The 24,968-nt window shown below is 67.8% G+C and carries 30 protein-coding genes and 1 tRNA gene; 16 read left to right on the top strand and 15 right to left on the bottom strand.

Features of this window, described 5'->3' with window-relative positions:
- Nucleotides 1-137: 137 nt before the first annotated feature.
- Entirely contained in the window at nt 138-1,121 is a 984-nt protein-coding gene (locus MKK84_RS28085; protein WP_243925323.1) for a GlxA family transcriptional regulator, read from the bottom strand.
- Between the two features lie 53 nt (nt 1,122-1,174).
- Here MKK84_RS28085 and MKK84_RS28080 point away from each other — a divergent pair, with 53 nt between their 5' ends.
- The 3 genes from MKK84_RS28080 (at nt 1,175) to MKK84_RS28070 (ending at nt 3,385) form a co-directional block, all read left to right on the top strand.
- Nucleotides 1,175-1,924, top strand: a complete 750-nt coding sequence (locus MKK84_RS28080) for a DJ-1/PfpI family protein (protein ID WP_243925322.1) — start codon at nt 1,175-1,177, stop codon at nt 1,922-1,924.
- 48 nt (nt 1,925-1,972) lie between these two features.
- Nucleotides 1,973-2,311, top strand: coding sequence for a heat shock protein HspQ (hspQ, locus tag MKK84_RS28075; RefSeq protein WP_243925321.1), 339 nt, complete (start codon nt 1,973-1,975; stop codon nt 2,309-2,311).
- A gap of 84 nt (nt 2,312-2,395) precedes the next feature.
- A complete protein-coding gene (locus MKK84_RS28070) occupies nt 2,396-3,385 on the top strand; it encodes a DUF4424 domain-containing protein (protein WP_243925320.1) in 990 nt (329 codons plus the stop codon).
- A 175-nt stretch (nt 3,386-3,560) separates the two neighbouring features.
- Here the strand turns inward: MKK84_RS28070 and MKK84_RS28065 are convergent, their stop codons facing one another.
- Entirely contained in the window at nt 3,561-4,346 is a 786-nt protein-coding gene (locus MKK84_RS28065) for an invasion associated locus B family protein (RefSeq protein WP_243925319.1), read from the bottom strand.
- Between the two features lie 464 nt (nt 4,347-4,810).
- On the opposite strand from MKK84_RS28065, the gene MKK84_RS28060 reads away from it, so the two are divergent.
- Nucleotides 4,811-6,097, top strand: coding sequence for an AMP-binding protein (locus MKK84_RS28060; protein WP_243925318.1), 1,287 nt, complete (start codon nt 4,811-4,813; stop codon nt 6,095-6,097).
- Nucleotides 6,098-6,268: 171 nt separating this feature from the next.
- Nucleotides 6,269-6,613: a hypothetical protein gene (locus MKK84_RS28055; RefSeq protein ID WP_243925317.1), complete on the top strand. Its 345-nt coding sequence runs from the start codon at nt 6,269-6,271 to the stop codon at nt 6,611-6,613.
- A 66-nt stretch (nt 6,614-6,679) separates the two neighbouring features.
- Here the strand turns inward: MKK84_RS28055 and MKK84_RS28050 are convergent, their stop codons facing one another.
- From MKK84_RS28050 to MKK84_RS28035, 4 genes are all read right to left on the bottom strand, one after another.
- Entirely contained in the window at nt 6,680-7,039 is a 360-nt protein-coding gene (locus tag MKK84_RS28050; RefSeq protein WP_243925316.1) for a hypothetical protein, read from the bottom strand.
- The gene (locus tag MKK84_RS28045; RefSeq protein ID WP_243925315.1) at nt 7,026-7,322 is read right to left on the bottom strand and encodes a DUF6516 family protein; all 297 of its coding nucleotides are present in this window, start codon (nt 7,320-7,322) and stop codon (nt 7,026-7,028) included. Before MKK84_RS28045 ends, MKK84_RS28050 begins: the two co-directional genes overlap by 14 nt.
- A 99-nt stretch (nt 7,323-7,421) precedes the next feature.
- On the bottom strand, nt 7,422-8,636 hold the full coding sequence (locus MKK84_RS28040) for a UbiH/UbiF family hydroxylase (RefSeq protein WP_243925314.1): 1,215 nt from the start codon (nt 8,634-8,636) through the stop codon (nt 7,422-7,424).
- A 131-nt stretch (nt 8,637-8,767) separates the two neighbouring features.
- Nucleotides 8,768-9,706 (bottom strand): alpha/beta fold hydrolase, encoded by a 939-nt coding sequence (locus MKK84_RS28035; protein WP_243925313.1) that lies wholly within the window; start codon nt 9,704-9,706, stop codon nt 8,768-8,770.
- 86 nt (nt 9,707-9,792) lie between these two features.
- On the opposite strand from MKK84_RS28035, the gene recG reads away from it, so the two are divergent.
- The 3 genes from recG to MKK84_RS28020 all read left to right on the top strand — a co-directional run bounded on the left by recG (nt 9,793) and on the right by MKK84_RS28020 (nt 13,682).
- Nucleotides 9,793-12,009 (top strand): ATP-dependent DNA helicase RecG, encoded by a 2,217-nt coding sequence (gene recG, locus MKK84_RS28030; protein ID WP_243925312.1) that lies wholly within the window; start codon nt 9,793-9,795, stop codon nt 12,007-12,009.
- A gap of 274 nt (nt 12,010-12,283) precedes the next feature.
- Nucleotides 12,284-12,607: a hypothetical protein gene (locus MKK84_RS28025; RefSeq protein WP_243925311.1), complete on the top strand. Its 324-nt coding sequence runs from the start codon at nt 12,284-12,286 to the stop codon at nt 12,605-12,607.
- A 160-nt stretch (nt 12,608-12,767) separates the two neighbouring features.
- Nucleotides 12,768-13,682 (top strand): NAD(P)-dependent oxidoreductase, encoded by a 915-nt coding sequence (locus MKK84_RS28020; RefSeq protein WP_243925310.1) that lies wholly within the window; start codon nt 12,768-12,770, stop codon nt 13,680-13,682.
- A gap of 148 nt (nt 13,683-13,830) precedes the next feature.
- Here the strand turns inward: MKK84_RS28020 and MKK84_RS28015 are convergent, their stop codons facing one another.
- From MKK84_RS28015 to cobU, 5 genes are all read right to left on the bottom strand, one after another.
- On the bottom strand, nt 13,831-14,007 hold the full coding sequence (locus tag MKK84_RS28015; protein ID WP_243925309.1) for a hypothetical protein: 177 nt from the start codon (nt 14,005-14,007) through the stop codon (nt 13,831-13,833).
- Between the two features lie 101 nt (nt 14,008-14,108).
- Nucleotides 14,109-15,455, bottom strand: a complete 1,347-nt coding sequence (locus tag MKK84_RS28010; RefSeq protein WP_243925308.1) for an MFS transporter — start codon at nt 15,453-15,455, stop codon at nt 14,109-14,111.
- 79 nt (nt 15,456-15,534) lie between these two features.
- On the bottom strand, nt 15,535-16,977 hold the full coding sequence (locus MKK84_RS28005; RefSeq protein WP_243925307.1) for a cobyric acid synthase: 1,443 nt from the start codon (nt 16,975-16,977) through the stop codon (nt 15,535-15,537).
- Between the two features lie 23 nt (nt 16,978-17,000).
- Entirely contained in the window at nt 17,001-17,603 is a 603-nt protein-coding gene (gene cobO / locus MKK84_RS28000) for a cob(I)yrinic acid a,c-diamide adenosyltransferase (RefSeq protein WP_243925306.1), read from the bottom strand.
- Nucleotides 17,600-18,127: a bifunctional adenosylcobinamide kinase/adenosylcobinamide-phosphate guanylyltransferase gene (gene cobU, locus MKK84_RS27995; RefSeq protein WP_243925305.1), complete on the bottom strand. Its 528-nt coding sequence runs from the start codon at nt 18,125-18,127 to the stop codon at nt 17,600-17,602. Before cobU ends, cobO begins: the two co-directional genes overlap by 4 nt.
- A 106-nt stretch (nt 18,128-18,233) precedes the next feature.
- On the opposite strand from cobU, the gene MKK84_RS27990 reads away from it, so the two are divergent.
- From MKK84_RS27990 to MKK84_RS27970, 5 genes are all read left to right on the top strand, one after another.
- A tRNA-Glu gene (locus MKK84_RS27990) sits at nt 18,234-18,309 on the top strand.
- A gap of 229 nt (nt 18,310-18,538) precedes the next feature.
- Nucleotides 18,539-18,751, top strand: coding sequence for a hypothetical protein (locus MKK84_RS27985; RefSeq protein ID WP_243925304.1), 213 nt, complete (start codon nt 18,539-18,541; stop codon nt 18,749-18,751).
- 407 nt (nt 18,752-19,158) lie between these two features.
- A complete protein-coding gene (locus MKK84_RS27980; RefSeq protein ID WP_243925303.1) occupies nt 19,159-20,004 on the top strand; it encodes a hypothetical protein in 846 nt (281 codons plus the stop codon).
- Nucleotides 20,005-20,014: 10 nt separating this feature from the next.
- On the top strand, nt 20,015-20,500 hold the full coding sequence (locus MKK84_RS27975) for a hypothetical protein (protein ID WP_243925302.1): 486 nt from the start codon (nt 20,015-20,017) through the stop codon (nt 20,498-20,500).
- A 257-nt stretch (nt 20,501-20,757) separates the two neighbouring features.
- Nucleotides 20,758-21,177: a hypothetical protein gene (locus MKK84_RS27970; RefSeq protein WP_243925301.1), complete on the top strand. Its 420-nt coding sequence runs from the start codon at nt 20,758-20,760 to the stop codon at nt 21,175-21,177.
- Nucleotides 21,178-21,381: 204 nt separating this feature from the next.
- On the opposite strand, the gene MKK84_RS27965 is transcribed toward MKK84_RS27970, so the two are convergent.
- The 4 genes from MKK84_RS27965 to MKK84_RS27950 all read right to left on the bottom strand — a co-directional run bounded on the left by MKK84_RS27965 (nt 21,382) and on the right by MKK84_RS27950 (nt 22,802).
- Nucleotides 21,382-21,639: a hypothetical protein gene (locus MKK84_RS27965; protein ID WP_243925300.1), complete on the bottom strand. Its 258-nt coding sequence runs from the start codon at nt 21,637-21,639 to the stop codon at nt 21,382-21,384.
- 140 nt (nt 21,640-21,779) lie between these two features.
- Nucleotides 21,780-22,154, bottom strand: a complete 375-nt coding sequence (locus tag MKK84_RS27960) for a hypothetical protein (RefSeq protein WP_243925299.1) — start codon at nt 22,152-22,154, stop codon at nt 21,780-21,782.
- 47 nt (nt 22,155-22,201) lie between these two features.
- Nucleotides 22,202-22,420, bottom strand: coding sequence for a hypothetical protein (locus tag MKK84_RS27955; protein WP_243925298.1), 219 nt, complete (start codon nt 22,418-22,420; stop codon nt 22,202-22,204).
- A gap of 85 nt (nt 22,421-22,505) precedes the next feature.
- A complete protein-coding gene (locus MKK84_RS27950) occupies nt 22,506-22,802 on the bottom strand; it encodes a hypothetical protein (protein WP_243925297.1) in 297 nt (98 codons plus the stop codon).
- A gap of 102 nt (nt 22,803-22,904) precedes the next feature.
- Here MKK84_RS27950 and MKK84_RS27945 point away from each other — a divergent pair, with 102 nt between their 5' ends.
- The 3 genes from MKK84_RS27945 to MKK84_RS27935 all read left to right on the top strand — a co-directional run bounded on the left by MKK84_RS27945 (nt 22,905) and on the right by MKK84_RS27935 (nt 24,925).
- On the top strand, nt 22,905-23,144 hold the full coding sequence (locus MKK84_RS27945) for a multiprotein-bridging factor 1 family protein (RefSeq protein WP_243925296.1): 240 nt from the start codon (nt 22,905-22,907) through the stop codon (nt 23,142-23,144).
- Between the two features lie 14 nt (nt 23,145-23,158).
- Nucleotides 23,159-23,398, top strand: a complete 240-nt coding sequence (locus tag MKK84_RS27940; protein ID WP_243925295.1) for a hypothetical protein — start codon at nt 23,159-23,161, stop codon at nt 23,396-23,398.
- A 222-nt stretch (nt 23,399-23,620) separates the two neighbouring features.
- Nucleotides 23,621-24,925 carry a hypothetical protein gene (locus tag MKK84_RS27935; protein WP_243925294.1) on the top strand — a complete coding sequence of 435 codons (1,305 nt, stop codon included), beginning with the start codon at nt 23,621-23,623 and terminating at the stop codon, nt 24,923-24,925.
- The last annotated feature ends 43 nt before the right edge of the window (nt 24,926-24,968 follow it).

The following is a 24,968-nucleotide window of genomic DNA, read 5'->3' as shown; positions in this document are numbered from 1 at the left end:
GGCAGGTGCGGCTCGATCCGCGCCCAGGCTTCATCCGAGAGCCAGAACAACCGTGCCATCGCGATCCTCCTGCGCTGGAAACCTCAAACTCAGGAAGAAAACGCAAGCGAGCGCAAATGGTTGTATGAGTTCTCTACCTAGCCCCCAAACCGCGCCCGATAATCCTGCGGCGTCGCCGCGACGTGACGTAAAAAACTGCGCCGCATCGTCTCCTCGGAGCCGAAGCCGCAAGCCCAGGCGATGCGCTTGACCGGCTGCGCGGTCTCGGCCAGCGCCCGGCGGGCCGCCTCCACCCGCAGGCGCTCCACGGCTTTGGCCGGGGTGAGGCCGGTCGCCGCCTGGTAGTGCCGGCTGAGGCTGCGCGCGCTCATCCCCGCCGCCGCGGCGAGTGCCGGCAGCGCCAGATCCCCCGACAGGTTCTTCACGATGTAGGCGTGGAGCGCCCCGAACCGTTCCTCGCCCGCCTGGAGGGCCAGCGCCGCGCTGAACTGCGCTTGGCCCCCCGGGCGCTTGAGGAACATCACGAGTTGGCGCGCCACCGCCAGCGCGAGGGGGCGTCCGAGATCCGCCTCGACCAACGCGAGCGCCAGATCAATTCCCGCCGTGACCCCCGCCGAGGACCAGACCGGGCCGTCGCGCACGAAGATCGGGTCCGACTCGACCCGGATTCGGGGGTAGCGTTTGGCGAGCGCTCCGCAATGCTTCCAGTGGGTCACGGCCCGCCGCCCGTCGAGGAGCCCGGTCGCGCCGAGCAGGAACGCCCCGGTGCAGACCGAGGCGACCCGGCGCGCCCGTCCGGCCCGCGCCCGCACCCAGGCCACCAGCGCCGGGTCGTCGCAAGCCGCCAGGACACCGGGGCCGCCTGCGATCACCAGCGTGTCCACCGGCGTGTCGAGATCCGGCAGCGGCTCGGCCACCAGCCGCAGGCCGGCCGAAGCGGTCAGATGCGGCTCGCCCGCCGCGATCACCCGCGGCGCGTAAGGTTGGCCCACGCCGCCATGCTCGTTGGCGGTCGCGAAAACCTGGAGCGGGCCCGCCACGTCGAGGAGCTGCACCGCCGGGAAGGCCAGCACCTCCACGACCCGCGGAACATCTGGCGGAAAACGAGGGCTCTTTGTCATTCGCGCCAGAGCGTGACGCGGTAGGGTCGCCCTGTCCACCCCGGAGGTCTCCGATGATTCCCCCCGATACCCACCTGCAGATCGGCTCGCTCCTGTTCGAAGGGCTCGACCAGATCGACCTCACCGGCCCGTTCGAGATTTTGGCCCGGATCCCGAACAGCACCTACCGGATCTACGCGGCCACCCCGGATCCGGTGCGCGACGTCCGCGGCCTGCGGATCCTGCCGGACGCGACCCTGGACGCGGCGCCCCGGCTCGACGTGCTCCACGTGCCGGGCGGCCAGGGCCAGGAGGCGCTGATGCGCGATCCGGCCGTGCTCGGCTGGATCCGGCAGCAGGCCGGGGGCGCCTCACACGTCCTGTCGGTCTGCACCGGCGCGCTCCTCCTCGGAGCGGCCGGCCTTCTGGTGGGGCGCCGGGCCACGACCTACTGGAACGCGGTCCATCTCCTGCCCTTCTTCGGGGCCGAGCCGGTGGATGCGCGGGTGGTGATCGACCGCGACGGGGAGGACCGCACCTGGGTGTTCGCGGCCGGCGTCACCGCCGGGATCGATGGGGCCTTGCGCCTCGCCGCCGAATTGCGGGGCACCGAGGCCGCGAAAGGCATCCAGCTCGGAATGCAATACGCCCCCGAGCCGCCCTTCGACAGCGGCACCCCCGGGACCGCCCCGCCCGCCATCGTGGCGGCGGCCCGGGCACGCGCCGCCGACCTCACCGCCCGGCGCGAGGCCACCGCGCGAGCGATCGCGGCCGAGCTCGGCGTCCGCCTCCCCGAATCCGCGGCCGCGGCCCGGGACGGATGACAGGTCCCGTCATCATGCCTATCTGTCCCGGTCTGGACGGACTGAACCATGACGGACGTAACCCTGAGAACCGCGAAATTCGCCATCGGCGCCGTGGTGCGCCACCGGATCTACCCCTTTCGGGGCGTCGTGTTCGACGTCGACCCGGTCTTCGACAACACCGAGGAATGGTGGCTGTCGATCCCCGAGGAGGTGCGGCCGCGCAAGGACCAGCCGTTCTACCACCTGCTGGCCGAGAACGCCGAGACCGAGTACGTCGCCTACGTGTCGGAGCAGAACCTCCTGCCCGATACGTCGGGCGAGGCCCTGCGCCACGCCGGCATCGCCGAGATGTTCGTGCGCGACGATGCCGGCGCCTACCGGATGCGCGCTCGGGCCACGAACTGAGCGGCGCGGGGACCGTCAAGCTTTCGACAAGGGCCCCGCGGTAGCCTCGGGCGACGGCCGCTGCCGTCGGACGAGCCCGACGCCATGGTCGCCCGATCCCGATTCGCCGCTCTGGTCCTCGTCGCCGGCCTGCTCTGCGCCCCGGCGCGGGCCAACGACAGCGCCGCGGAACTCGATGCCGGCGGGCTGATCCTCGTGCCGGAGCCGGGCATCGCGCTGGCGAGCGAGGATCTCTCGATCAGCCGTGCGCGGATCGACGTGACCTACGTGTTCCGCAGCCAAGTGGACACGTCCCGCACGGTGCGGATCGCGTTCCCGCTGCCGCCGATCGACGGCCGCGTGCTCAGCTTCTCGGCCCTCACGCTGCCGCAGCCCGAGCGTGCGAACTTCGTCGGGTTCACCGTCACGGTGGACGGCCGTCCGGTCGAGCCGGAGCTGGAGGAGCGCGCCTTCGTGGGCGAGCGCGAGGTCACCGACCTGCTGCGCCGCCACGGCCTGCCGCTCAACCCGCTGCGCGTCTCCCAGCTGGAGGCGGCCCGAAAGCGGCTCGACACGGCCACCTGGGCGAAACTGGTCAAGGCCGGCCTGTTCCCGGACGCCGAGGGGATGACCGAGGGGCTCTGGCGCAGCGAGGCAAAGTTCCACTGGCTGCAGACCTTCCCCCCGGGGAAGGACGTCCGGATCGCGCACAGCTACGCCCCGGTGAGCGGGTTCCATGTCCTCGATCCGAAGGAAGCGTCCCGCGACGGCTACCGGGCGACCTACTGCCTGGACGATCCGGGGCTCGCGGCGATCCGACGTCTGCACGCCAGGGCGCCGAACGCGAGCGCTTACCTGCGGGCCTTCGTGGTGCCCTACATCGTGACCACGGCGCGCAACTGGGCTTCGCCGATCGGTCGCTTTACCCTGACGGTGGACAAGGGGATTCCGGAGGCGATCGTGAGCTTCTGCCGCACCGGTATCCGGAAAATCGGGCCGACCACGGTTCGCTGGGAGGCCCGGGACTATGTGCCGGATCAGGACCTGCGGATCCTGTTCGTCCTGCCGGGGCCGGGCCCGATCGGGATCCGTTAGGGTGTCCACCCTCCGCCGCAGAGGGGTGAGGGTGAGAAACGGGGCCGCGTGCACTTGATCAGCACCGGCGAGGTCGGAATTTCCAAGCGCACAGGGAGAAAGCCGCGGCTGGCCATACGCGAAGGGCCGGACCTCGCGGCCCGGCCCTCCGGAAAACCCCGACCCTGCGGTCGGCTTACTTCGCGGCCGGAGCGGCGCCGGCGGCCGGGGCAGCGCCAGCGGCGGCGCCGCCCTGCTGCTCGAGCTTCTTGCGCATGTCCTCGGAGCGCTTCTCCAGCTCCGCCTGGAGCTTCTTCTGCTGCTCCTCAAGCACCTTCGGGTCGATCGCCGGGCCGTCGAAGGCCTTGCCGAAGCCGGTCAGCGGCACCGCGAAGGTGACCTCGCGCTGGGTCTGATTCTGGACCGAGACGTTGAGGGTCGTGCCCTTCTTCATCGCGGCGATCACGCCGGCATCGACGCCCCCGGCCTCGGCGAAGCAGCCGTTCGGGAAGCAAACCGCGAAGCGGCCGGCGGTCGCCGCCTGGCCGTCGATGCTGAAGCGGATGCCCGGCTGCAGCAGCAGGCCGAGCGGCAGCAGGTAGCGCACCACGCGCACCTCCTGCTTCTGGGCGGGGTTCTTCATCTCATAGACCGCCACCGCCAGCACCGGCTGACCCTGGTCGGACACGAAATCGCGGGTCGTGTAGCAGATGTCGGTGCCCGAGGCCTGGTCCTTGCCGCAGACCTTGGTCCAGTCGGCCTGGCCCGGCTCGGACTTCACCGCGACGATCTGCGGGCCGGTCTGGGCCGCCGGCGTATTGGCCGCGGGGGTGCCCGGAGCGGTCGGCGCCGGCGCGGCCGGAGCAGGCGCGGCGGCCGCAGGCTTCTTGGGCTGTGCCAGGGCCGGGGCGACCGTGAGGCCGAGGCCCGCAAGACCGAGGAGGGCGGCGCGCGCGAGCGTCGCAGGGCGGGTGAAGGACATCGGCTCTGACCCCTTGGAAAGCGATACGGTGTAGCGGGTTGATGCGGAGCCGGCCTCGCGGCCGATCCGCCGGACCGTCCGGACGGGCGCCGCCGTGGCGCGCCGACCGGAGCTCCGGATGAAACGGTCCGGCCATCGGAGGGGACGGGCGCCTGACTGCGCGCATCTCCCGCCCCGGCGGCCGGGCGGCCTGCCTTTCCCCTGGAATAAGGCGAAGGCATGACACCGCGGCTTGACACCGCGGCCCGGCGGGCCGGTGATCACCCCCCGGGCCGTGGCCGGCCCCCGATAGGCCCCCGCCCGCCCGGCCGCAAGCGCGACGTCGCACGAGGACGTGATCGGCGTGCGGAGCCTGTCTCCGGTGGGGCAATCGGGGTTGGCCGTCACCCGGCGGTCTTAGCGGTCGGTTAACCGTAATCGGCCGACCATGCTGGCGGGTTTTCAGTATCAGTGGGGGCGGCGGGTTGAGCGCGTTCGCGGTGGCCGAGAGGGCGGTCGAGGCCGTACCGGACGCGTTCGCGCGATCCGGCAGCCTGTCCGGCTGCCTGTTCGCGGCAGCGCGCGCCGCGCCGCAGCGCACGGCCCTGCGTGATTCGGGCGACCGGACCGCGTGGTGCGGGCGCCCGGCGATCACGTGGACGTACGCGGCCGCCGCCGAGATCGTCGGCCGGCTCGCCCGGGGGATCGGCGCGTGGCGCCTCCCGGCCGGCAGCCGGATCGGATTGTGGTTCTCGGGCGGCGCGGAGGCGGCTCTGGCCCATCTCGCCGTCGAGGCGGCGGGGCACCTGCCCTGCGCGATGCCGGCCGCCTGGGATCCGGAGCAGCTCGCCGCCGGGATCGAGGCCGCCAACCTCGTCGGCGTGCTCACCGAGGGCCGCCGCGGCACACGCCGGCCCGCGGAGGAGCTGACCCACGTGGCGATGCGGCAGTTCGGCCTGCGCTATCTCGCCGCCTTCGGGCCCGGCGTGCCGGACGGCGTGATCAGCCTCGACGCGATGGCGCTGGAGCGCGGCGTGGCTGAGCCGGTCGCCAGCCGCGGCCTCGTGACCTTCGAAGGCAGCGATCCGGAACGGCCGGTCTATCGCGGCGCGGAAGCGCTCGCCGCCGCCATCGCGGCGCATTGCGACGCCCTGCCGCTCTCCGCGGACGAGCGGATCCTGACGCTGCTGCCCGCCCACGACCTGCGCGGGCTCGTGACCGGCCTCGGCGCCGCGCTCGCGGCCGGGGCCGGCCTGGAGACGGTGATTCCCTTCGAGGAGACCGGTTTCCGGACCGCCCTGCTGCGGCCCGTGCCGACCCGGCTGGTCGTCCCCGCCCTGATCGAGCCGGCGCTCGCCGCCCTGACCCTGCCCTGGACGGTGCGGAGCCTCAACGTGGTGCATCGGGCACCCGCGCCCCTGATCCGCCGCGCCGCGCCGGACGGCGGCAAACGACGCTCGGATTCACCACGCTCTGACTCGCCGCCGGCCGGTGCGCTGCGCCTCGACACGCTGGTCCTCGGGGAGACGGCTCTGGTCACGCGCCCCGATCTCGCCGCGGCCCTGGCCCACCCGGACCGTGTGTCCCTGCCGCCGGACCTCCTGGCCCTCGCGCCAGCCCGCGACGGCGGCCTCGCCTGCCGCGGCCCGGCCTGCGCGGCGGCACCCCTGCCCCGCGGCGCGACGCCGGAGACGGACGCCGGTGCATGGCGCGATTCGGGCTACCGGCTCATCCTGTCGGGCGGGGCCGTGATTGGCGTCGCGGCCGTCTGAGCGGCCCTGAACGGCGGCGTCGTGGCGGTTCATCTGGCGCTCAGGTACCGCGACTAATCTCGCATCTGCACACGGACCAACGGATCCGAACGGCCCCTTCGTGGGTTCTGCAAAGGATTGTGGTCACGGCTATCTTTTCAAGCTGTGCCGGATGGAGTACCGCCTAATCTCATGGGTGCGCTGCAACAAGTGCTCGTGGTCGATGACGGTGTCCGGGCCGTCGACCGGTCCCTTTCGGGCGAGCTCGCCAGTCTCGGCTACGCAAGCGTGACCGCCTCCATGGAGGCGGCCGACGACGTCTTGGCCGTGATCGCGCGGCCGGCCGCCGTGCTGCTCCAGGCTCCGACCCGCCGGGACCCCGCCTATGCCCGCTGCGCCGCCAAGCTGCGCAGCCAACTGCGTGACCGTGGCATCCCGGTGATCCTGATCGGCGATTCGGCCGAGCCACGGGCCGGCGGCCCGGTCGATCTCGCCACCCGCCTCGGCGCTTATGTGGCGGCGCAACCGGAATTCTGAAGGTTGCCTTTCCGACGCGATTTTGTCGTTTCAGGCCCTATGACGGACTGAATACGGAGCGCGGAGTCACGCCGCGATGCAGATCGTGGAGATGATCGCGTCGATCTCGCTCGACAGGCTCCCGTCTTCGCCCCGTGCTACAAGTCCCAGTTCAGACAGGGCGACCACGTCGTCATGGACCCGCTTGACGTCGCGGCCGAGAGCGCGGGCGAGAGGCCGAATGCCGGTCTCGGGCGCCCGCCGAAGATGGCGCAGGAGCTCGTAGCGCTTCGGCGTCAACACCGCGCACAGGGCACTCCAGTCCCGGAACAGGATGCGATCACTCCCGGCGACCGCATGTCCGGCTTCGGCGATCTTCCAGGCTTCAGCCACATCCGCCGCGGCCGCGCGCAGATCCCGGCCGACCTCGACCTCAATCTTCGCCATGCGACTTCCTCCAGATTTCGACAGCTTCGACGAAAGCAGACAGCAAACGGTCGATTCCGTCGAAGTGGTACGGTACTTCGCCGTTCTGATCGTGCCGGTGAGCGCCTTTGCCACGCTCATTGTCGAAGCCGATCACGCGCACGCCGTTCACGACATAGACGAGGCGGTACTTGAAACCGTGCTTGGTCGGCGGAATCGGTTCCGGAACCCGCCAGACGACCAGCTCAGCGAAATCTCGATTGCCGAAAGCCACGCGGCGACGGATGAGAAGTTCCGCCTTCATGAGCGCATGATACGCCGGTGCCTGTTGGCGTCAAGTGACAACAGGGCGGACCATATGCGGGCCATTCTGCTGTCCGCAAAGCGCTGATCGAAGCTGGCCTCACCGCGCCCCGCGCATCAATTCCGGCGCGCCGAGCCGGGGCAGCACGCCCTCCCGCATCACCAGCCGCCGCAGGGGCCCGAGCTGGCCCATCACCAGCAGGCCGAGGCCGCGCAGGGCATCCACCGGCAGCAGGTCGGTGAGCAGGCTGCGGTTGAGGAGGTCCACCGCAGCTGTGCGCGCCGCGGTGTCGACCCGCCGGGCGCTGGCGTAGCCGTCGAGCACCGGGCGTGAGCCGGGATCCCGCCCATCCCGGGCGGCGCGCAGCACCCCATCGCGCAGGGTGGCGGCGTCGCGCAGGCCAAGATTCAGCCCCTGCGCGCCGATCGGCGGGAAGACGTGGGCCGCTTCACCGATCAGTGCCAGCCGGCGCGCCACCGGCGTTGCAACCGCCAGACCGCGCATCGGCACGAGGCCGCGCGGGCCGTCGATCCGCATGGCGCCGAGCATCGCCTGGGCCTGCCGCTCGACCGCCTGCCCCAGGGCCGCGTCGTCCAGCGCGGCGAGCCGCCGGGCCGCGCCCTCCCCGGTCACCCAGACGAGGCTGGAGCGATGGCCGCCCGGTAACGGCACCAGGGTGAAGGGCCCCGAGCGGGTGTGAAATTCGGTCGACACGTCCCGGTGCGGGCGCTCATGCGCCAGGATCGTGGTGATGGCGCTCTGCGGATAGGTCCAGTCGCGCACGCGGATTCCGCTCGCAGCCCGCAGCGGCGAGCGCCCTCCGTCTGCTCCCACCACCAGCCGGGCCTCGACCGTCCCGCCCTCCGCCAGGGTGACACGAGAGGCCGTTTCACCCGCCGCCGCGCCGACGCAATCCGCCTCGACCAGGGTCAGGTTCGGCTGGGCCCGGGCGCAGGCGCGCAGGCTCTCGACGAGCCGCGCGCTCTCGACGTTCCACCCGAAGGCGTCGAGGCCGATCTCGGCGGCCTGGAAGCGCACGGGCGGCGGCCGGAACAGGCTGCCGGTGTCGTCGATGATCTGGAGGGTGCAGAGCGGGCTCGCCTGCGGCGCCACCGCCGCCCAGGCGCCGAGCGCCTCCAGGAAGCGCACCGACCCGTCGAGCAGCGCCACGGTCCGCCCGTCCGCCACGGGGGCGTGGCGGCCGACGAGGGCCGTGGGGATCCCTTCCCGGGCGATGGCGAGCGCCGCCGCGAGGCCCGCGGCTCCGGCGCCGACCACGGCGACGTCGAATCGGCCCTCTCGCGCTTCGGACATGATTCCCCGTACGGTTTGCTGGCTCGCCGATCCCCACGGCGCAGTGTGCGGCTTCTATCTGCGCCTTCCCGCAATCCTGCCAAGGGCGCCATGCCTCGGCCCGGGCGGGCCACGGCGCCGCAGCCGCCCGGTCACCCCAGAAACGCCGAGAGTTCGGAAAAAACCTCGTCCGGCCGCTCCTCCTGGAGGGTGTGACCGCAATCGAGCGCCCGCCCCGAAACATCGGTGGCCTTCTCGCGCCACGTCTCCAGCACGTCGTAGGTCTGGCCGACGACGCCCTTCGCCCCCCAGAGCGCCAGGAGCGGCGCCGTGACGCGCGCGTCGGCATCGGCAGCGTCGTGGTCCAGATCGATGCCGGCCGCCGCCCGGTAATCCTCGCAGATCGCGTGGCGGCAGGCGGGGTCCGCGTAGCAGCGCAAATACTCGGCGAAGAGGTCGGGCGGGGTCGAGCCGGGGGTCTTCGACTGGCCCTCGACGTGGTGGCGCAGGAAATATTCCGGATCGGCCCCGATCAGCGTCTCCGGCAGGGGATGGGGTTGGATGAAGAAGAACCACCAGAAGTACCGGGTGGCGAAGGCCTTGTCGGTGCGCGCGTACATGGTCGCGGTCGGCGCGATATCGAACAGGGCGACCCGCTCCACGGCTTCGGCATGATCCAGGGCGAGGCGATGGGCGACGCGCCCGCCCCGGTCGTGGCCGACCACCGCGAAGCGCTCATGGCCGAGCCGCCGCATCACCGCCACGGCGTCGGCCGCCATGGCGCGCTTGGAATAGGCGGCGTGGCGCTCGCCGCCCGGGGGCTTTGACGAATCGCCGTAGCCGCGCAGATCCATGGCGACGACGGTGCGGGTCTCGGCCAGGCGCGGGGCGACGTGGAGCCACGTCGACAGGGTCTGCGGGTGGCCGTGCAGCAGCAGCACCGGCGGCCCGGAGCCGGCCGAGCGGGCGTGGCCCGCCGAGCGGGTGCTGCCCGCCAAGCGGGTGCTGCCCGCCAAGCGGGCGTTGATCGTCACGCCAGGGGCGGTCTCGATCCGGTGCCGGTCGAAGCCCGGCAGGAAGTCGCTGGCCATGGGTGTCGGTCTCCATCCTGACGCACTGGCGCGCTGGGATGCACCGGATGATAAGGCGCCTCCGGCACCATGTCCGCCGAACCACCATGACAGATGCACGCGCGACTCAGGATCCGGCCGTGACAGACCACGACGCCACGGCGGCGCCGGAGGAGGCGGCCGCGCGCCCCGAAGCCCCCACGCTCCGTCCGAGCATCCTCGATCCGCTGTTCGCCCCGGCCCGCGCCCTGCCGGGGATCGGCCCCAAGATGGCGCCGCTCATCGAGAAGCTGCTCGGCACCCCGGAGCGCGAGGCCCGGGTGGTGGATCTCCTGTTCCACCTGCCTCAGGGCGGTGTGGCGCGGAAGCTCATGGGCTCCGTCGGCGAGGCGCCGACAGGTGAGCCGGTGACGATCGGCGTCACCGTGGTGGAGCATCGCCCGGCCCAGATCGGATCGGGCAAGCGCCCGCACCGGGTTGTGGTGGAGGATGCCTCCGGCCACGACATCACGCTGGTTTTCTTCGGCATGCCCCGCCCCCGGGTGGAGAAGATGCTGCCGCTCGGGGCGCATCGCTACATCACCGGCCGGATCGACCTCTGGGACGGCACCCGCCAGATGGTCCACCCGTCCCGGATCGTGGACGAGGCGGGCTTGGCCGAACTGCCCGCGGTCGAGCCGGTCTACGGCGCCACCGAGGGGCTGACCTCCCGGGCGATCAACAAGCTCGCCGTCTCGGCCCTCGACCGGTTGCCGGTCCTGCCGGAATGGCAGGATGCAGCCTGGCTGGAGAAGAACCGCCTGCCCGCCTTCGCGGATGCGCTGCGCCTGGAGCACCGCCCCGAGGAAGCGCCCCCGAAGGCCGAGGATCCGCTCCAGCCGCCGCCCGCGACGCCGTCCCGGAAGCGGCTCGCCTACGACGAACTCCTCGCCTCGCAATTGGCGCTGGCCCTGCTGCGCGCCCGCCAGCGGCGCAAGGCCGGCCGGGTCAATGCCGGGGATGGGGCCCTGAGCGCCCGGATCGAGGCCGCCCTCCCCTTCGCGCTCACCGGCGCCCAGACCCGGGCGGTGACCGAGATCCGCGCCGACCTCGCGGAGCCCCGGCGGATGCTGCGCCTGCTCCAGGGCGATGTCGGCTCGGGCAAGACCGCGGTGGCGCTGCTCGCCATGGCGTCGGCGGTCGAGGCCGGGCGTCAGGCGGCGCTGATGGCCCCCACCGAGATCCTGGCCCGGCAGCATTTCGAGCGGCTCAAGCCGCTGGCTGGCGGCTTGCGCCTGCGCCTGATGACCGGCCGGGACCGGGCCTCGGAGCGCAAGTCCACCCTGGCTGACCTTGCGGCCGGTGAGATCGACATCTTGGTCGGCACCCATGCCCTGTTCCAGGAGGCCGTGACGTTTCGCGATCTCGGCCTCGCGGTCGTCGACGAGCAGCACCGGTTCGGCGTGCATCAGCGGCTGGCGCTCGGCGCCAAGGGCGAGGCGGTCGACTTCCTGGTCATGACCGCGACGCCGATCCCCCGCACCCTGGCGCTGACCTTCTTCGGCGACATGGACGTCTCGATCCTCGACGAGAAGCCCGCGGGCCGGCAGCCGATCCGCACGATCACGCTGTCGACCGAGCGGATCGACGAGGTGGTGGCCGGCCTCGCCCGGGCGATCGCCGGGGGCGAGCGGGTCTACTGGATCTGCCCCCTGGTGGAGGAATCCGAGTTCATCGACCTCGCGGCAGCCGCCGAACGCTTCGACGACCTGAAACAGCATTTCGGCGACACGGTCGGGCTGATCCACGGCAAGATGCCGGGGCCCGAGAAGGATTCCGCCATGGCGCGGTTCGCCGCGGGCGACACCAGGCTCCTGGTCTCGACCACGGTGGTGGAGGTGGGCGTCGACGTGCCCGAGGCGACCATCATGGTGATCGAGCATGCCGAGCGGTTCGGGCTGGCGCAGCTGCACCAGCTCCGCGGCCGGGTCGGGCGCGGCTCCCGGGCCTCGTCCTGCCTGCTGCTCTACCGCGGGCCCCTCGGGCAGGTCTCGCGGGCCCGGCTGGAGATGATGCGCGCCAGCGAGGACGGCTTCCGCATCGCCGAGGCCGACCTGAGGCTGCGCGGCGAGGGCGAGGTGCTGGGCACCCGGCAATCCGGGCTCGCGGCATTCCGGCTCGCCCGGATGGAGAGCGACGGCGCCCTGTTGGAGGCGGCCCGCGACGATGCCCGGATGATCGTCGAGCGCGACCCCGGCCTGAAGAGCCCCCGGGGGCAGGCGCTGCGGGTGCTGCTCTACCTGTTCGAGCGGGAGGCGGCGATCCGGCTGATCGGCGCTGGCTGAACCAATCCGTTCAGGAATAGCCGGCGTTCAGGAACGGCCCGGTGCCGGAGGTGCGGATCCGCACTTTGAAGCGGCAATGTCACAGCTGTTCCGGAAAATCTATTCCATTCAGAAGTTTAGCTGCATGATCCGGAAGCGTGGCCGGACCCGCCATGGCGTCCGGCGGACCTTGGACAAGGGCCGTGACCTTGCATCAGCCACAATCGTCCCTTAACTGCAGATGAACGAATGGCCCGGTAAGCCGGGACATCACGGACGAATCTGGAGGATGAACATGTCGAACGGACTGTTCCAGAACCTGCCGGGCTCCAACGAGATGGCCGGTCTCTATGCCCTGCCGACCGAGCCTTGGTTGCTGCCGATCTCGGATCGTGCTGCCGAGTCGGCGAGCAAGACGGCCGAGGAGCTTCAGGCTGCCGTACGACGGGCTGCACGCCCGTTCTGGGTGGCGGCCAACGGTCTGTGCGTCGCCCTGGGCCTCGCTTTGGTGATGCAGTGCGCCACCGGCTGGATGCCGACGGCGCCCCGCAGCGCCGTGACGGTGGCGCAGGCGACCCCGCCGACCATCGCTCCGCAGACGGCGTCGCTGCAGCGCTGATCCGTTCCGCCGGAACGAAAACCAGGGCCGGTCCGCAGGGGCCGGCTTTTTTTGTCCTGAGTTGCCGTGCCCGCCGCCCGTGGAGGTCCGTGTTGCTTCCAGGGCCTGGCACGCTCCGCGCGTCCGACGCATCGTGACGGGGCAGGACAGGGAGAAGCCGATGCGCGCGGTGTTCGTGGATGCCAACGCGACGCTGGCGGCAGTGGCGCGGCGGCTGCTGCGGCCGGACGACCCGCCCTTCGCGATCCACGCGGAGCCCGCCATCACCCCGCAGGATCTGCCCGGCCTCCTGGCCGGGGCCGAGATCGCGGTGATCGATCACACCGCCCTCCCCCTCGATGTCGCCCGCGCCTGCGCCGGGCTGAAGCACGTGGTGTTCCTCGGCACCGGCGCGCGCAGCTACATGGACCCGGAGGCGCTCCAGGCGGAGCTCGGCGTCACGGTCCACACGATCAAGGGCTACGGCGACACGGCGGTCGCCGAGTGCGCCTTCGCGCTGATGTGGGCGGCGGCCCGCGGCCTCGCCCCGATGGACCGGGCGATGCGCGCCGGATCCTGGCTGCGTACAGAGGGCCAGCAGCTCACCGGCAAGCGTATCGGCCTCGTCGGCTTCGGCGGGATCGCGGCCGAGATGGCGCGGCTCTGCCGGGGCGTCGGCATGCATGTGCTCGCCTGGAACCGCACGCCCAAGGCGCATCCCGATGTCGCCTTCGTGCCCCTGGAGCAGTTGCTCGCCGAGAGCGACGTGGTCTCGCTCCACCTGCTCCTGACCGACGAGACCCGGGGCTTCCTCTCGGCCGACCGCATCGCTGCGATGAAGCCCGGCGCCATGCTGATCAACACCGCCCGGGGCGCGGTCATCGACGAACCCGCCCTGATCGAGGCGCTCCGGACCGGCCACATCGCGCAGGCCGGACTCGACGTGTTCACGGTTGAGCCGCTGCCCGCGGGTCATCCGCTGGCCGGACTGCCGAATGTCACGCTCTCGGCGCATTCCGCCTTCCGGACGCCCGAGGCCAGCGACAACCTGATCGGCGCCGCCCTCGACCATTGCCGCCGGATCGCCGCCGGCTGAGGACGGTCACGCGTCCTGGTTCCGAAAGATCGAGACCTTTCGCGGGTCCAGGGCAGAGCCCTGGTGCCGGACGTTGTCCGATCTGAGGGCCCTGCCCCGACACCCCGCCAAAAGGCTGAAGCCCTTTGGAAACCCGAAGTTCAGGCGCTCAGTGCTCGGTGCCCGGCATGTTCGGCCGCGGCTCGCCGCCATGGTGGTGAATCACGCTGGAGCGTTCCGGGCTGCCCTTGGCGTCGGCGACCTGCTTCCGGGCCGCGGCGGCTAGGAACCAGATCCCGCCGAGCGTCCCGAAGGCGAGGATCATGAGCGGAAATCCCTGACTCATTGCGGTGCCCTCCTCGACGATGGCCCGCAGCCGTGCGGGTTTGCATCATCGTGCCGGTCGGTCCGGCACGATGAACGATAACGCGCGAAACCGTACGGTGTTCAGGCGGCCCGCGTTGTCGTTGCCGCAACCCGTCGTTCCGCATCCCGGCGCAGGGCAGAGAGCACCACGAACATCAGGCCGGCCCCCACCGCGAGGCAGACCGACAGGAACAGCATCGGCACGAGGTTGCTCTGGGTCTGATCGCGGATGAACGGCACCACGTTCTGCGCGACGAGGCCGCCGAGGTTGCCCACCGAGTTGATCGCCGCGATCCCGGCCGCCGCCGTGGCGCCGCGCAGGAAGGTCCCGGGCATCGACCAGAAGACCGGCTGTGCCGAGAAGGTCCCGGCCGCCGCCACGCACAGGCAGGCGAACTTCACGGCGTTGCCCGGCAGGACGACGGAGAGCGCCAGCCCGGCCGCCCCGACCAGAGCCGGCCCGACCACGTGCCAGGTCAGCGCGTTGCCCTGCGCGTTGGTGCGGGCGGCATGGCGCGGCACCCACCACAGGGCCACCGCCGTAGCCGTCCAGGGGATGATGTTGAGGAGGCCGTTGGTTAGGTTCGAGACGCCGAATCCCTTGACCACGGTGGGCAGCCAGTAGCCGAGGCCGTAGGCCGCAAGCGGCAGGAAGACGTAGATGCCGGCCAGCATCAGCACGCGCCGGTCGAGGAGCGCCGCGAACGGATTGCCATGGTCGACATGGCCCCCCGCCTCGCTCTCGGCCTTGAGCGTCCGGCTGAGCCAGTCGCGCTGGGCCTGCGACAGCCAGGGGGCGGTCTCGGGGCCGTCCGGCAGGACGGCCAGCACCACGACGGCCATCAGGATCGCCGGCGCGCCGGTGGCCAGGAACACCCATTGCCAGCCCGCGAGGCCCCAGACCCCGCCGAGGCCGAGCAGCGCCCCGCCGACCGCCGCGCCGACCGCGTTGGCGATGGCGCTGGCGATCATGAACCAGCCGATCATCCGCGCCCGGTGGGCGTGCGGGAACCACAGCGTGAGGGCGAACAGCACGCCGGGGAAGAACCCGGCCTCCGCGGCGCCGAGCAGGAAGCGCAGCACGTAGAACATCGTGGCGCTCTGTGTGAAGCCCAGCAGCACGGTGACGAGGCCCCAGGTGATCATGATCCGCGCGAACCAGATCCGCGCGCCGACCCGCTCCAGGAAGACGTTGGCCGGCACCTCGAACAGGAAGTAGCCGAGGAAGAACAGGGAAGCGCCGAGCCCGTAGGCGGTCTCGCTGAGCCCGAGGCTGCCGACCATCTCCAGTTTGGCGTAGGAGACGTTCTGCCGGTCGATATAGGCGATCAGGTAGAGCAGCCCGAGGAGCGGCATCAACCGCAGGGTCACCGTGCGGACGGTGCTCGCGGCGAGATCCTCCCCGGGCGGGGCTTGCGTGGACGGCATCGGCGTTCCTCTGGGCGGTCGCGGCCCCTCGTGGCGAGGGCCTGCCATTACGCAGAGTAATCGCTGACGCGCCCCGCGGCTACCGGGCGAGTGTCAGGAGGCGGTCGCAATCGACATGGGCCGCGATGTGGCGCGCGAGCCCGTCGAGGGCCGCCTCGACCCCGGCCTCGTAGCCCGCGCCTGCCGAGGCGGTCCCGAGGCGCACGAGCCACGCGGCCCGCTGGGCGTCGTCGGCGAACAGGCCATGCACGTAGGTCCCGGCCACAAGGCCATCCGCCGAGACCGCCCCGTCCAGGCGCCCATCCGCGAGGCGCAGGAGCGGCCGTGCCGCGTCGGGGCCCTCGGTGGCGCCGATATGCATCTCGTAGCCGGAGAACGGCACGCCGTCGGGCAGGCTCGTGCCGGTGACGGCGGCGAGGCGCTTCTCCGGCGTCATGATGGTCTGGACGTCGAGGAGGCCGAGGCCCGGCACTGTCCGCGGCGCCCCCTCGATCCCGTGCGGGTCGGCGAGGCTGTGGCCGAGCATCTGGTAGCCGCCGCACAGCCCGAGCACCCGGCCGCCCCGGCGGACATGGGCGCGCAGGTCGATGTCCCAGCCCTCTTGGCGAAACGCCTCCAGGTCGTCGATCGTGGTCTTGGAGCCCGGCAGCAGCACGAGGGCAGCCTCGGCGGGGATCGGCGTGCCGGGCCGGACCAGCACCACCGACACGCCGGGCTCCGCCCGCAGGGGATCGAGGTCGTCGAAATTGGCGATCCGCGGCAGCACCGGCACCGCCACCGTGACGGCTCCGGGCCCGCGGGATTCCGAGCCCGCAAGGCCCAGCACGTCCTCGGCCGGCAGGCGGGCGGCGTCGGGGAAGTGCGGCACGAGTCCGAGGGACGCCCAGCCGGTGCGCTCGGCGATCAGCTGCATGCCATCGGCGAACAGGCTCGGATCGCCCCGGAACCGGTTGACGATGAAGCCCACGATCATCGCGGCATCCGCGGGGTCGATCACGGCCTTCGTGCCGACGAGGCTGGCGATCACCCCGCCCCGGTCGATGTCCCCGAGCAGCACGACCGGCGTATCGGTGGCCCGGGCGAAGCCCATATTGGCGATGTCGCCCGCGCGCAGGTTGACCTCGGAGGCCGAGCCCGCACCCTCCACGAGGACGAGATCGGCCTCGTGCGCCAATCGCGAGAAACTGTCGCGGACGGCCGACATCAGCCGGGGCTTCCAGGCCTGGTAGTCGCGGGCCTTCACGGTGGCGATCATCCGGCCCTGTACCACCACCTGGGAGCCGACCTCGCTCTGCGGTTTCAGCAGCACGGGGTTCATGTGCACGGAGGGCGCCACCCGGGCGGCCCGGGCCTGGAGCGCCTGCGCCCGGCCGATCTCGCCGCCATCGGCGGTCACGGCGGCGTTGTTCGACATGTTCTGCGGCTTGAACGGCCGGACCGCCAAGCCCCTGTTGGTGAAGACGCGCGCCAGCCCCGCCACGATCAGCGACTTGCCGACATCCGAGCCGGTGCCCTGGATCATCAGGGCCTTTGCGCGCGGCGGGCTCAGAACTCGATTCCTTCCTGCGCCTTCACGCCGGCGGCGAAATGGTGCTTCACGCTGCCCATCTCGGTGACGCAATCGGCGGCCTCGATCAGGGCGGGCTTGGCGTTGCGGCCGGTGACCACGACGTGCAGGTCCGGCCGGCGGTCCCGGAGCGCAGCCAGCACCGCGTCGAGGTCGAGGTAATCGTAGCGCAGCGCGATGTTGAGCTCGTCGAGGACGAGCAGGCGGATTGTCGGATCGGCCATCAGGCCCTCGGCGACCGCCCAGGCGTGGCGGCAGGCGGCGATGTCCCGGGCCTTGTCCTGGGTCTCCCAGGTGAACCCCTCCCCGAGGGTGTGCCACACGACCCGGTCGCCGAAGGCCGCCACCGCGTGGCGCTCGCCCGTGTCCCAGCCGCCCTTGATGAACTGCACCATGCCGACCCGCCAGGACCGGCCGAGCGCGCGCAGCATCAACCCGAGCGCCGCCGTGCTCTTGCCCTTGCCGGGGCCGGTATGGACCATGAGCAGGCCCTTCTCGAGGGTCTTCTCCGCCACCTCGGCGTCCTGCACGGCCTTGCGCTTCTCCATCTTGGCGCGGTGGCGGGCTTCGTCCTCGTTCATGCGGGGGCTCCAGGTTTGATGATGAGCGGTAGCCCCGCCACGGTGAGAACGACCCGGTCGGCCGCGGCGGCGAGCCGCTGGTGCAGGCGCCCGGCCGCGTCGCGGAAGCGGCGGGCGAGGGCATTGTCGGGCACGATCCCGAGCCCGACCTCGTTGCCGACCAGCACCAGCGGGCCCGGCGCACGCGCGCAGGCGGCGATGAGCCGCACGGTCGCCGCTTCCAGATCGGCCTCCGCCAGAATGAGGTTGGTGAGCCACAGGGTGAGGCAATCGACCAGAACAGGCCCCTCCGCCTCGGCCACCGCCTCCGGCAGGGCGAGCGGCACGTCGCGGGTGCGCCATGCTCCGGCGCGCCGGGCGCGATGCTGGGCGATGCGGTCGACCATCTCGTCATCGAAGGCCTGGGCGGTGGCGAGGTAGAGCCACGGCCCGGGACAGGCCTCGATCAACCCCTCCGCGTAGGCGCTCTTGCCGGACCGCGCCCCGCCGAGGACGAGGGTCATGCGGGGAGTGGGTTCAGGCATGCCCCTCCATCGCCCCAAGCCGTCCTCCGGTCAAACCGGAGCGATATGGCGCTTCGGCGGTTGCCGGGCGCCCCGGGTCCGACTATAGAACCCCGGCCTAGCCAATGCGCCCTTCGTCTAGCGGTCCAGGACGTCGCCCTTTCACGGCGAAAACACGGGTTCGATTCCCGTAGGGCGCGCCAACAAAATCAGGCACTTAGCTTGTGTTGGCCGCGGGCATGTCCAACATATGTCCCATATATACAACTAGACAAATGTGGACTCTGTTGCCGGCACCGGATGCGCGAGCGGCATTCGTTAAGCTTGTCTCGAAGCCTGACCGTTTCGTGATCACGGCTTCGAAACCGTCGATCGGAAACGCGGCTTCCTGAAGCACCACCGTTACGGGTGGTCGCACGAGAGGAACATCCCTTGCACACATCAGTGATCACCGCGGCACTGTTGGCCGCCTTCAGCGTCGCCGCTCTCGCGAAGCCGGCCTCGGCCGCCCCGCTCAGCCCAGTTCCAGCCGCGACTGTCGCTGGCGCCCAGGACGGCATCACCGAAGTGCGCTGGCATCCGATCCGCCGCATGCACAACGCGGAACGTCGCTTCATGCATCGGCACTTCCGCCATCGTCGGTAACAGGCTGGCGGTCGCTACCAGCGAGCGCGTTTGAGGCTCGGCCGCGGGTGACACCGCAGCCGGGCCTTTCTTTTGTGGGCTGACGCGCATCGTCACCGCATCGCTGCCAGCGACGGGAGATCCGCCCGAACTGCCAGAGCATCGAACAACCACATCCGCTACCGCGACTGGGCGAAGGCCTTATCGCCGGCGAAATCGGATGCTCGCCAGCCCCATGAGCAAATCGGGGCGGGCCCAGCGGGTGCTTAGCGCGGAAGCAACTGGCGACAGCTCGACCAGAAGTTAGGGCAGCAAGGACCGGGCGCATGCATGCCCGACGCGACTTGCGACGCGCTGTTAACCACACACCGGATAACCTAGTAGAAGCCGAAAAGACCAGTTCGAGCCGCGGGACAGCAGGTTGCACAATGCCTGAGCCGACGTTGGGGGGCTTCACCCCATTTAATGAAGCGCATGCGATCGTTTCCGTTCAGGCCACAATACAATTTGCTCATCCCGTATCTGAAGCACAATGGGCCGCAATGCGCTCAGTGATCTGGCAAACTGGCCGAGATCTTGGCGTCGGTCATCCGACGCCAGCCTTCGGATTATCTGTCAATTTTGATGGATCGAGGCTCGGTGTGGCTCTGAATTCCCCATCCGTTACTTCTCAGCAAGCGATGGGATTAAATTTCAGCACATTTGACACAAATGAAATGCTTGTTGAGAGACTTTCGGCCAACAAAGACGCCATCCAAGTGCAAACAAATCAGTATATAAGATGGAAGCCATTTTCTGGTCGGATAGAACAGTTCGCAAAAAACCTATATAAGTTTTATAACTACGAAGTTCCAATTGCATTGGTCCAGTTGGAATACTGGGATCGATTTGATCTTGTGGAAGCTCAAAACCAAGATTCTTCTGCGCTGATCGCTTCTGATTCGCCATTCGTGTCCAGAGCTGGCATCGAACATGCCGAGCCGTGGCATTCACATAGCGGGCGCTTTGAGAGACTATCTGATAGGGAGCGGAGACTTATCCAAACTAAGGTTGATTATGGTGATTACCCAGGCAAGACTGGGGCGCCGACCCGTTCAATCATCATATATACTATGATGCAGGATGCGCTAAACGCGCCCGGATATCGGCGAACCGTTGGTATGGGATGGGGCTTCAACGAGGCGATGGCCGTGCTCGATCGTCAGCATACCGCATTGAAGGGCGACCTGCGGCGCATTATTACACTCGAAGCAGCTGAGCGAATCGGCTTGTAGGACGCCTTGAATGTATGCGCTGGCGAAAGAGTCGTTCAACCCAGGCGGAAATTTTGGCGCGACCTTTCCGACTGTAGCGTCCTCGCCTCGGTCCGATATGTCTCAGCAGAGCCATGAGAGCAGTTCAACTTCCGACATTGGCCCGCCTCCGGCGTCTGCGGCTTCGAACGTTCATTCTACGCTTGTGTTGTTGAGGCGCCTGAAGAAGTACACGCACAACGCTAATATCGCTAGCTTCAAGTTGGCGGAAGAATTTCTTGGACTCGCATCGAATGTACGTCGTGGATTGAAGTATTCTGCGCAAGTTTTTGCAGATGGCAATGCGGTAATTGTGGTGCGCGGCGCTAGCGTCGATGCTCAATTTGAATTTATGCCCGACGGTGTGATTGCCGCCAACATCGACGTTGGCGACGAGGAGTGGGACGCAGACATTGCAAACTTCGATGGTCGGACCATGCCAAAGGCGATCGCGACCAAATTCGACGCTGGCGTTTGATCTCTGAGCCAATGGATTGTGTCAGGTTGTTCTCGGACGCTCCCGATGACCAAACTCGCGCCAAGGTGATTGATGCGGCGGCACCTGACTGCCGGTGCGAGCTGCAGCAAGTTTCGCCGCATCGGGCGGACCCAGTTCGATCTGACGAGGTCCTTGTTAGGCTAGTAATGGATCCCACTCACACGGAGACAGAAGATAATACGACGCGAGTCACAACGGCTCTGTTCTCTGACGCTTATTCATTTGGGTCATCCTGCTTGCGGGAGTCCTCTGCCTCATCAGATGAGTATCACCGCACTGTCGAGGCGATCATAAGGGATAGGCCTAAAGCCAATGATGGCACCCTCAAATCTCTCTTTGGGGTAGTTATGGTGCCGATGAATGAATTGAAGAAAATTCAACACGAAATCGAAATGCCAAGTAAATCCATTGAGAAGCACGTCGCTTTTGGTGCGTATGCGACCGCTTTGGAGGATAGGCCGAGCCACGCTGACGTAATGGTCAACCGTGTTGCAACGATACCAAAATCGAAGGCGAATCGAGTGACTATAAACCTCGCGAAGGCTCTGAAAGACAGATTTATCAGCCTAGAGAACTTTGCCAAGAACGTGGATCTTAATAGATGGTCAAGAGTAGAAGTAGAAAAAAGGTATAGGTTGGATACAGGGCAGACCTGAAGTTGATTTTTTTAATAGAAATAGATTGTCTTTATTTTTGTTGTGGATTGCCGACATCGCCACCTGTTTAAATCGAAATCGGTCGCACTTATTTATGTGCTAATGTACTTTATGTATCTTGATAAGCATGTCCGACCTCCCGCCCGCCGTCGCCTCCTGGCGCGCCAAGATCGGGCGCCCAACGGGTCGCACGGTGGGATGGTGCTACTCGACGGTCCGCCACTTCACGGGCGGCAGGTCCGGCCCCGGCGTCCGCGGGCTCGCCTGATGGAACCGCGCCCGGTTGCCGGTCACGACCTCGGCGAGCCCGTCGATTGCGTCGACGATCGCCGCGGTGGCGTTGTAGAGCGGGCCCTGCGGCTTAGCGCGGGACAACACGTCGATGCACTGCCGGCGCAGGCGTGCGGCCTCTTCTAGGAAAGCGACCTCCTCGGCCCGCACCAACACCCCCCGTCGCCCCATCGTGGTCCTCCGCCGTCGCTGGATCCGAGCTAGAACAAAAAGCGAACAGAGCCAGGGGTTCAACACTGAATGGGCCGCAAATAAAATCGCCCGCGGGGGACGCGGGCGGCGGGTCGTGATGGGTGCGGGCGGCGCGAGGGTCAGATCTCGAAGGGCGGCGGCTCGCCTTGCATGTCCACCCACAAGGAATGCGCCAGGATCTGGTCGGGGTCGGGCTGATCCGGGATCTCGGACGGCAGCGCGTCTGGGTTGTAGTGAGCGAGGGCCCGCAGCTTCACTCGGAAACCTTCGGCGGTTCGGGCCGGGAGACCGGCGATGCGAGCGGCGAGCGCAGCGGCGGCCTTGCCGGCCTCGTTGGCCGCACGGTCGAGCGTGGCCACGGTGTGCTCATCGCGGGCGGCTTGCTCGGCTTCCGAAACGTCGGCGCAGGCCGCGGTCTCGCGCTTGCGGGCTTCCTCGAACTGCCGACCTAGCCGGATCAGCACGGCATCGGCATGCGGGGCATTCTTGGTCATAGGGAGGGCTCCAGGGGTGAGGCGGGCGATCCCGGCCCGCGCTAGGATCAGGGCAGCGAGGCGAGACCAGTGAGGATCATACCGCCGCCGATGATGACGACGGCGGCCAGCAGCTCGCCCGCGACACCGAGGAAACGCGGCGACCGACCGTGGGTGGTGTCCAGCCGAACCGGCTCGACCGCCTGCCGGGACTCAACGCCTCCGGGTGTCACGATCATGCGCACCGGAACGGGCTGACTGAAATCTGGGATCCGGGCGTGCGTCATCGTTCGCGCTCCTCGTGGGGCTCGGGTGGGTTGGCTCGGTGGTGATGGGGCGCCCCGTGGTGGGGCGGGTCAGGCCGCTATGGGGTCAGTGCGCAGCGAGGTGGCGGGCGAGCTTGGCGGATCGCCACGCGGCGGTGAGGCAGACGGACATTGCCTCGACCCAGGTGCTGCCGAAGCGCTCCTGATGGGCGTGGGCGGCCTTGGTGGCGGCCGACATGATGGCGGCGCGGTCGAACTTGCCTGCGGCGTAGAGCGGGCGGCGAGTGACGCGCACGGTCATGTCGATACGGGCGGCGTCGGATAGGAGACCGGCGGGGATCTTCGGGCGGCTGTCACGGCCGGCGCGGTCGATCTGGGTCCAAGAGACGGTGCGGCGAGACATGGTAGCAACCGATTTCCGTGCGTGATAAACGGATACCGTTGATGAACTGCCCTGTCAACGCTTTCCGTTTATGACGCACGGATAGCGTGATAAGGAGATGCGATGTCTCTATCTGCTGCCCAGTCCCGTGCCGCCCGTGGGCTGCTCGATTGGTCACAAACCGAATTGGCTGCCCGCTCGAACCTCAGCGAGAGCACGATCCGCGATTTTGAGAAGGGCAGGCGCGTGCCGGCGCCGAACAACCTCGCGGCAATCCAGCGCGCGCTAGAGGCCGCCGGCCTGGAGTTCATCCCTGAGAATGGGGGCGGGGCTGGGATCCGGTTCCGCGAGCGGCACACCTGACCGGAGGCCCGTAGATGACGATCGAGAGCACGACCTACGGGGCGCATTGGGACGACCCGATGATCAAGGTGAACTATGCGGACGGGCGGTCGCTCGCGTGGGTTCGCCGCGACGATGGCGCTTGGCGAGACATTCACCCAGCCGAGTCGCACAACATGCGAGTGTACAGTGAAGCGCTGTTCAACGAGATGTGGCCCAAGATTGGCAGGCCGGTCGTGCCGTCGATCGACGAATTGCCTCCCATCAAACGCTGAGCCTTATGGTTTCCGCGCAGTCAGCTAGACCGTGCGAATGTCTGGGTTGGGTGGAAAGCCGAAACGAACCAAGCCGCTCTTAGCGGGCATCGCGATTGCGACTATTGGCCACCTCTCTGCTGGCTCTAAGCGCGATGCGAGCTTTCCTGATGACGGAGGTTCTCGAACATATAAACGTTGATTAAAGGAATTTTAGTTTAATCCTAACGCATGGGGTGCAGGATGATAGGCATAGGCCTCACGGATCTCGACGAATTAATTTTAACCTGCAAAACAGAGCGGGCTCGAGACTATATTCAGGAAGCGCTACTTTCCTATCGGTCGGGCGCTTATCGTGCGGCGATCGTCGTCACTTGGATTGCCGTGGTGTTTGATTTAGTAGACAAAATACGAGAACTCTCTTTATCGGGTGACCCCCAAGCCAAAGCCGTCATCGAGGATTTCGATAATACGCTCGAACAGCTTGCGGAAGGTAACCAATCTACTCTCCCCAAGGCGCTCCAATTCGAGCGAGAAATTCTGGATACAGCCCGCAATAAATTTCAGCTTTTAGATTATTACCAGTACGTTGACCTAAGACGACTGTTCGAAGACCGAAATCGTTGTGCCCACCCGACATTTGAAATTAGCGGCGGCATATTCAGGCCTTCGGCTGAAACCGCGCGGGTACATATTAGAAACGCTGTAGTCCACGTGTTGCAGCAGCCGCCAGTTCAAGGGAAGGCGGCCATTGAGGCGGTTCTTTCGAAGGTTCGATCGCGCTACTTCCCTACGACCGTCGAAGACGTGAAGGAAGCGCTGAAGCAGGAAATAGAGAGGGCCCGTCCAGCGTTGGTGAATGGCCTCGTTGATCGGCTGATTTGGGATGGGTTTAAACCACATAACTTAGTTGCAAGCCGTGCTGATGTAACTGCTCTGAGAGCCGTTCTCGACCTGCATCGTTCAGTAGCGGAGCCTCGCGTTCGGTCCCAGGTAAGCAAAGCTATGAGGATTGCAGACGAAAGCAATCTTTCAAATGCCTGTTCCTTAGTTGCGGCTTTGCCCGAAGCGTGGGACGGTCTTGATTCGCCGCAGCGCAAGCAATTCTTGAATTACATGGACGGGGGGAGGCCGATCGTTACTGCCTTGTTCATCAAAGATGCAGTCAATAACGCAGCTATTAGGGAGCCGGCACTTCAGCGCATCTCGAGGATGGATTTTAAAGCACTAGGACAGCTCATTAATGAGGGTGTTGGTGCCGAAGCTTTCGACCGGGTTATCGAGCTCATTGCGATTAGCAGCGACGAAGACGTAAATTCCGCCTTGTCTCTCCCGATATTGATACTGGTAAAACACCTCACGTCCGATAACATTAGTGCGGTCATCCGATCTGTTGCGGACCGAAGTGCACGACTCCGTTATGCCGCTGGTATTAATAACTTCGTCACAGCAGTAAGAAGTCAACATAAAATGCCAGATGAGGAACTCGATAAGCTGCTCATCGATAACGGATTCGATTCTCTTTTTCCTAGCGCTGCTGATAATTAGCTACAGTCCCGTGACGAAGTGGGCGCCCGCAATGTCTGCTCAT

It is taken from the genome of Methylobacterium sp. E-065, from assembly GCF_022829605.1.
Classification (GTDB): domain Bacteria; phylum Pseudomonadota; class Alphaproteobacteria; order Rhizobiales; family Beijerinckiaceae; genus Methylobacterium.
This window is presented reverse-complemented; position numbering and strand designations above follow the sequence as displayed.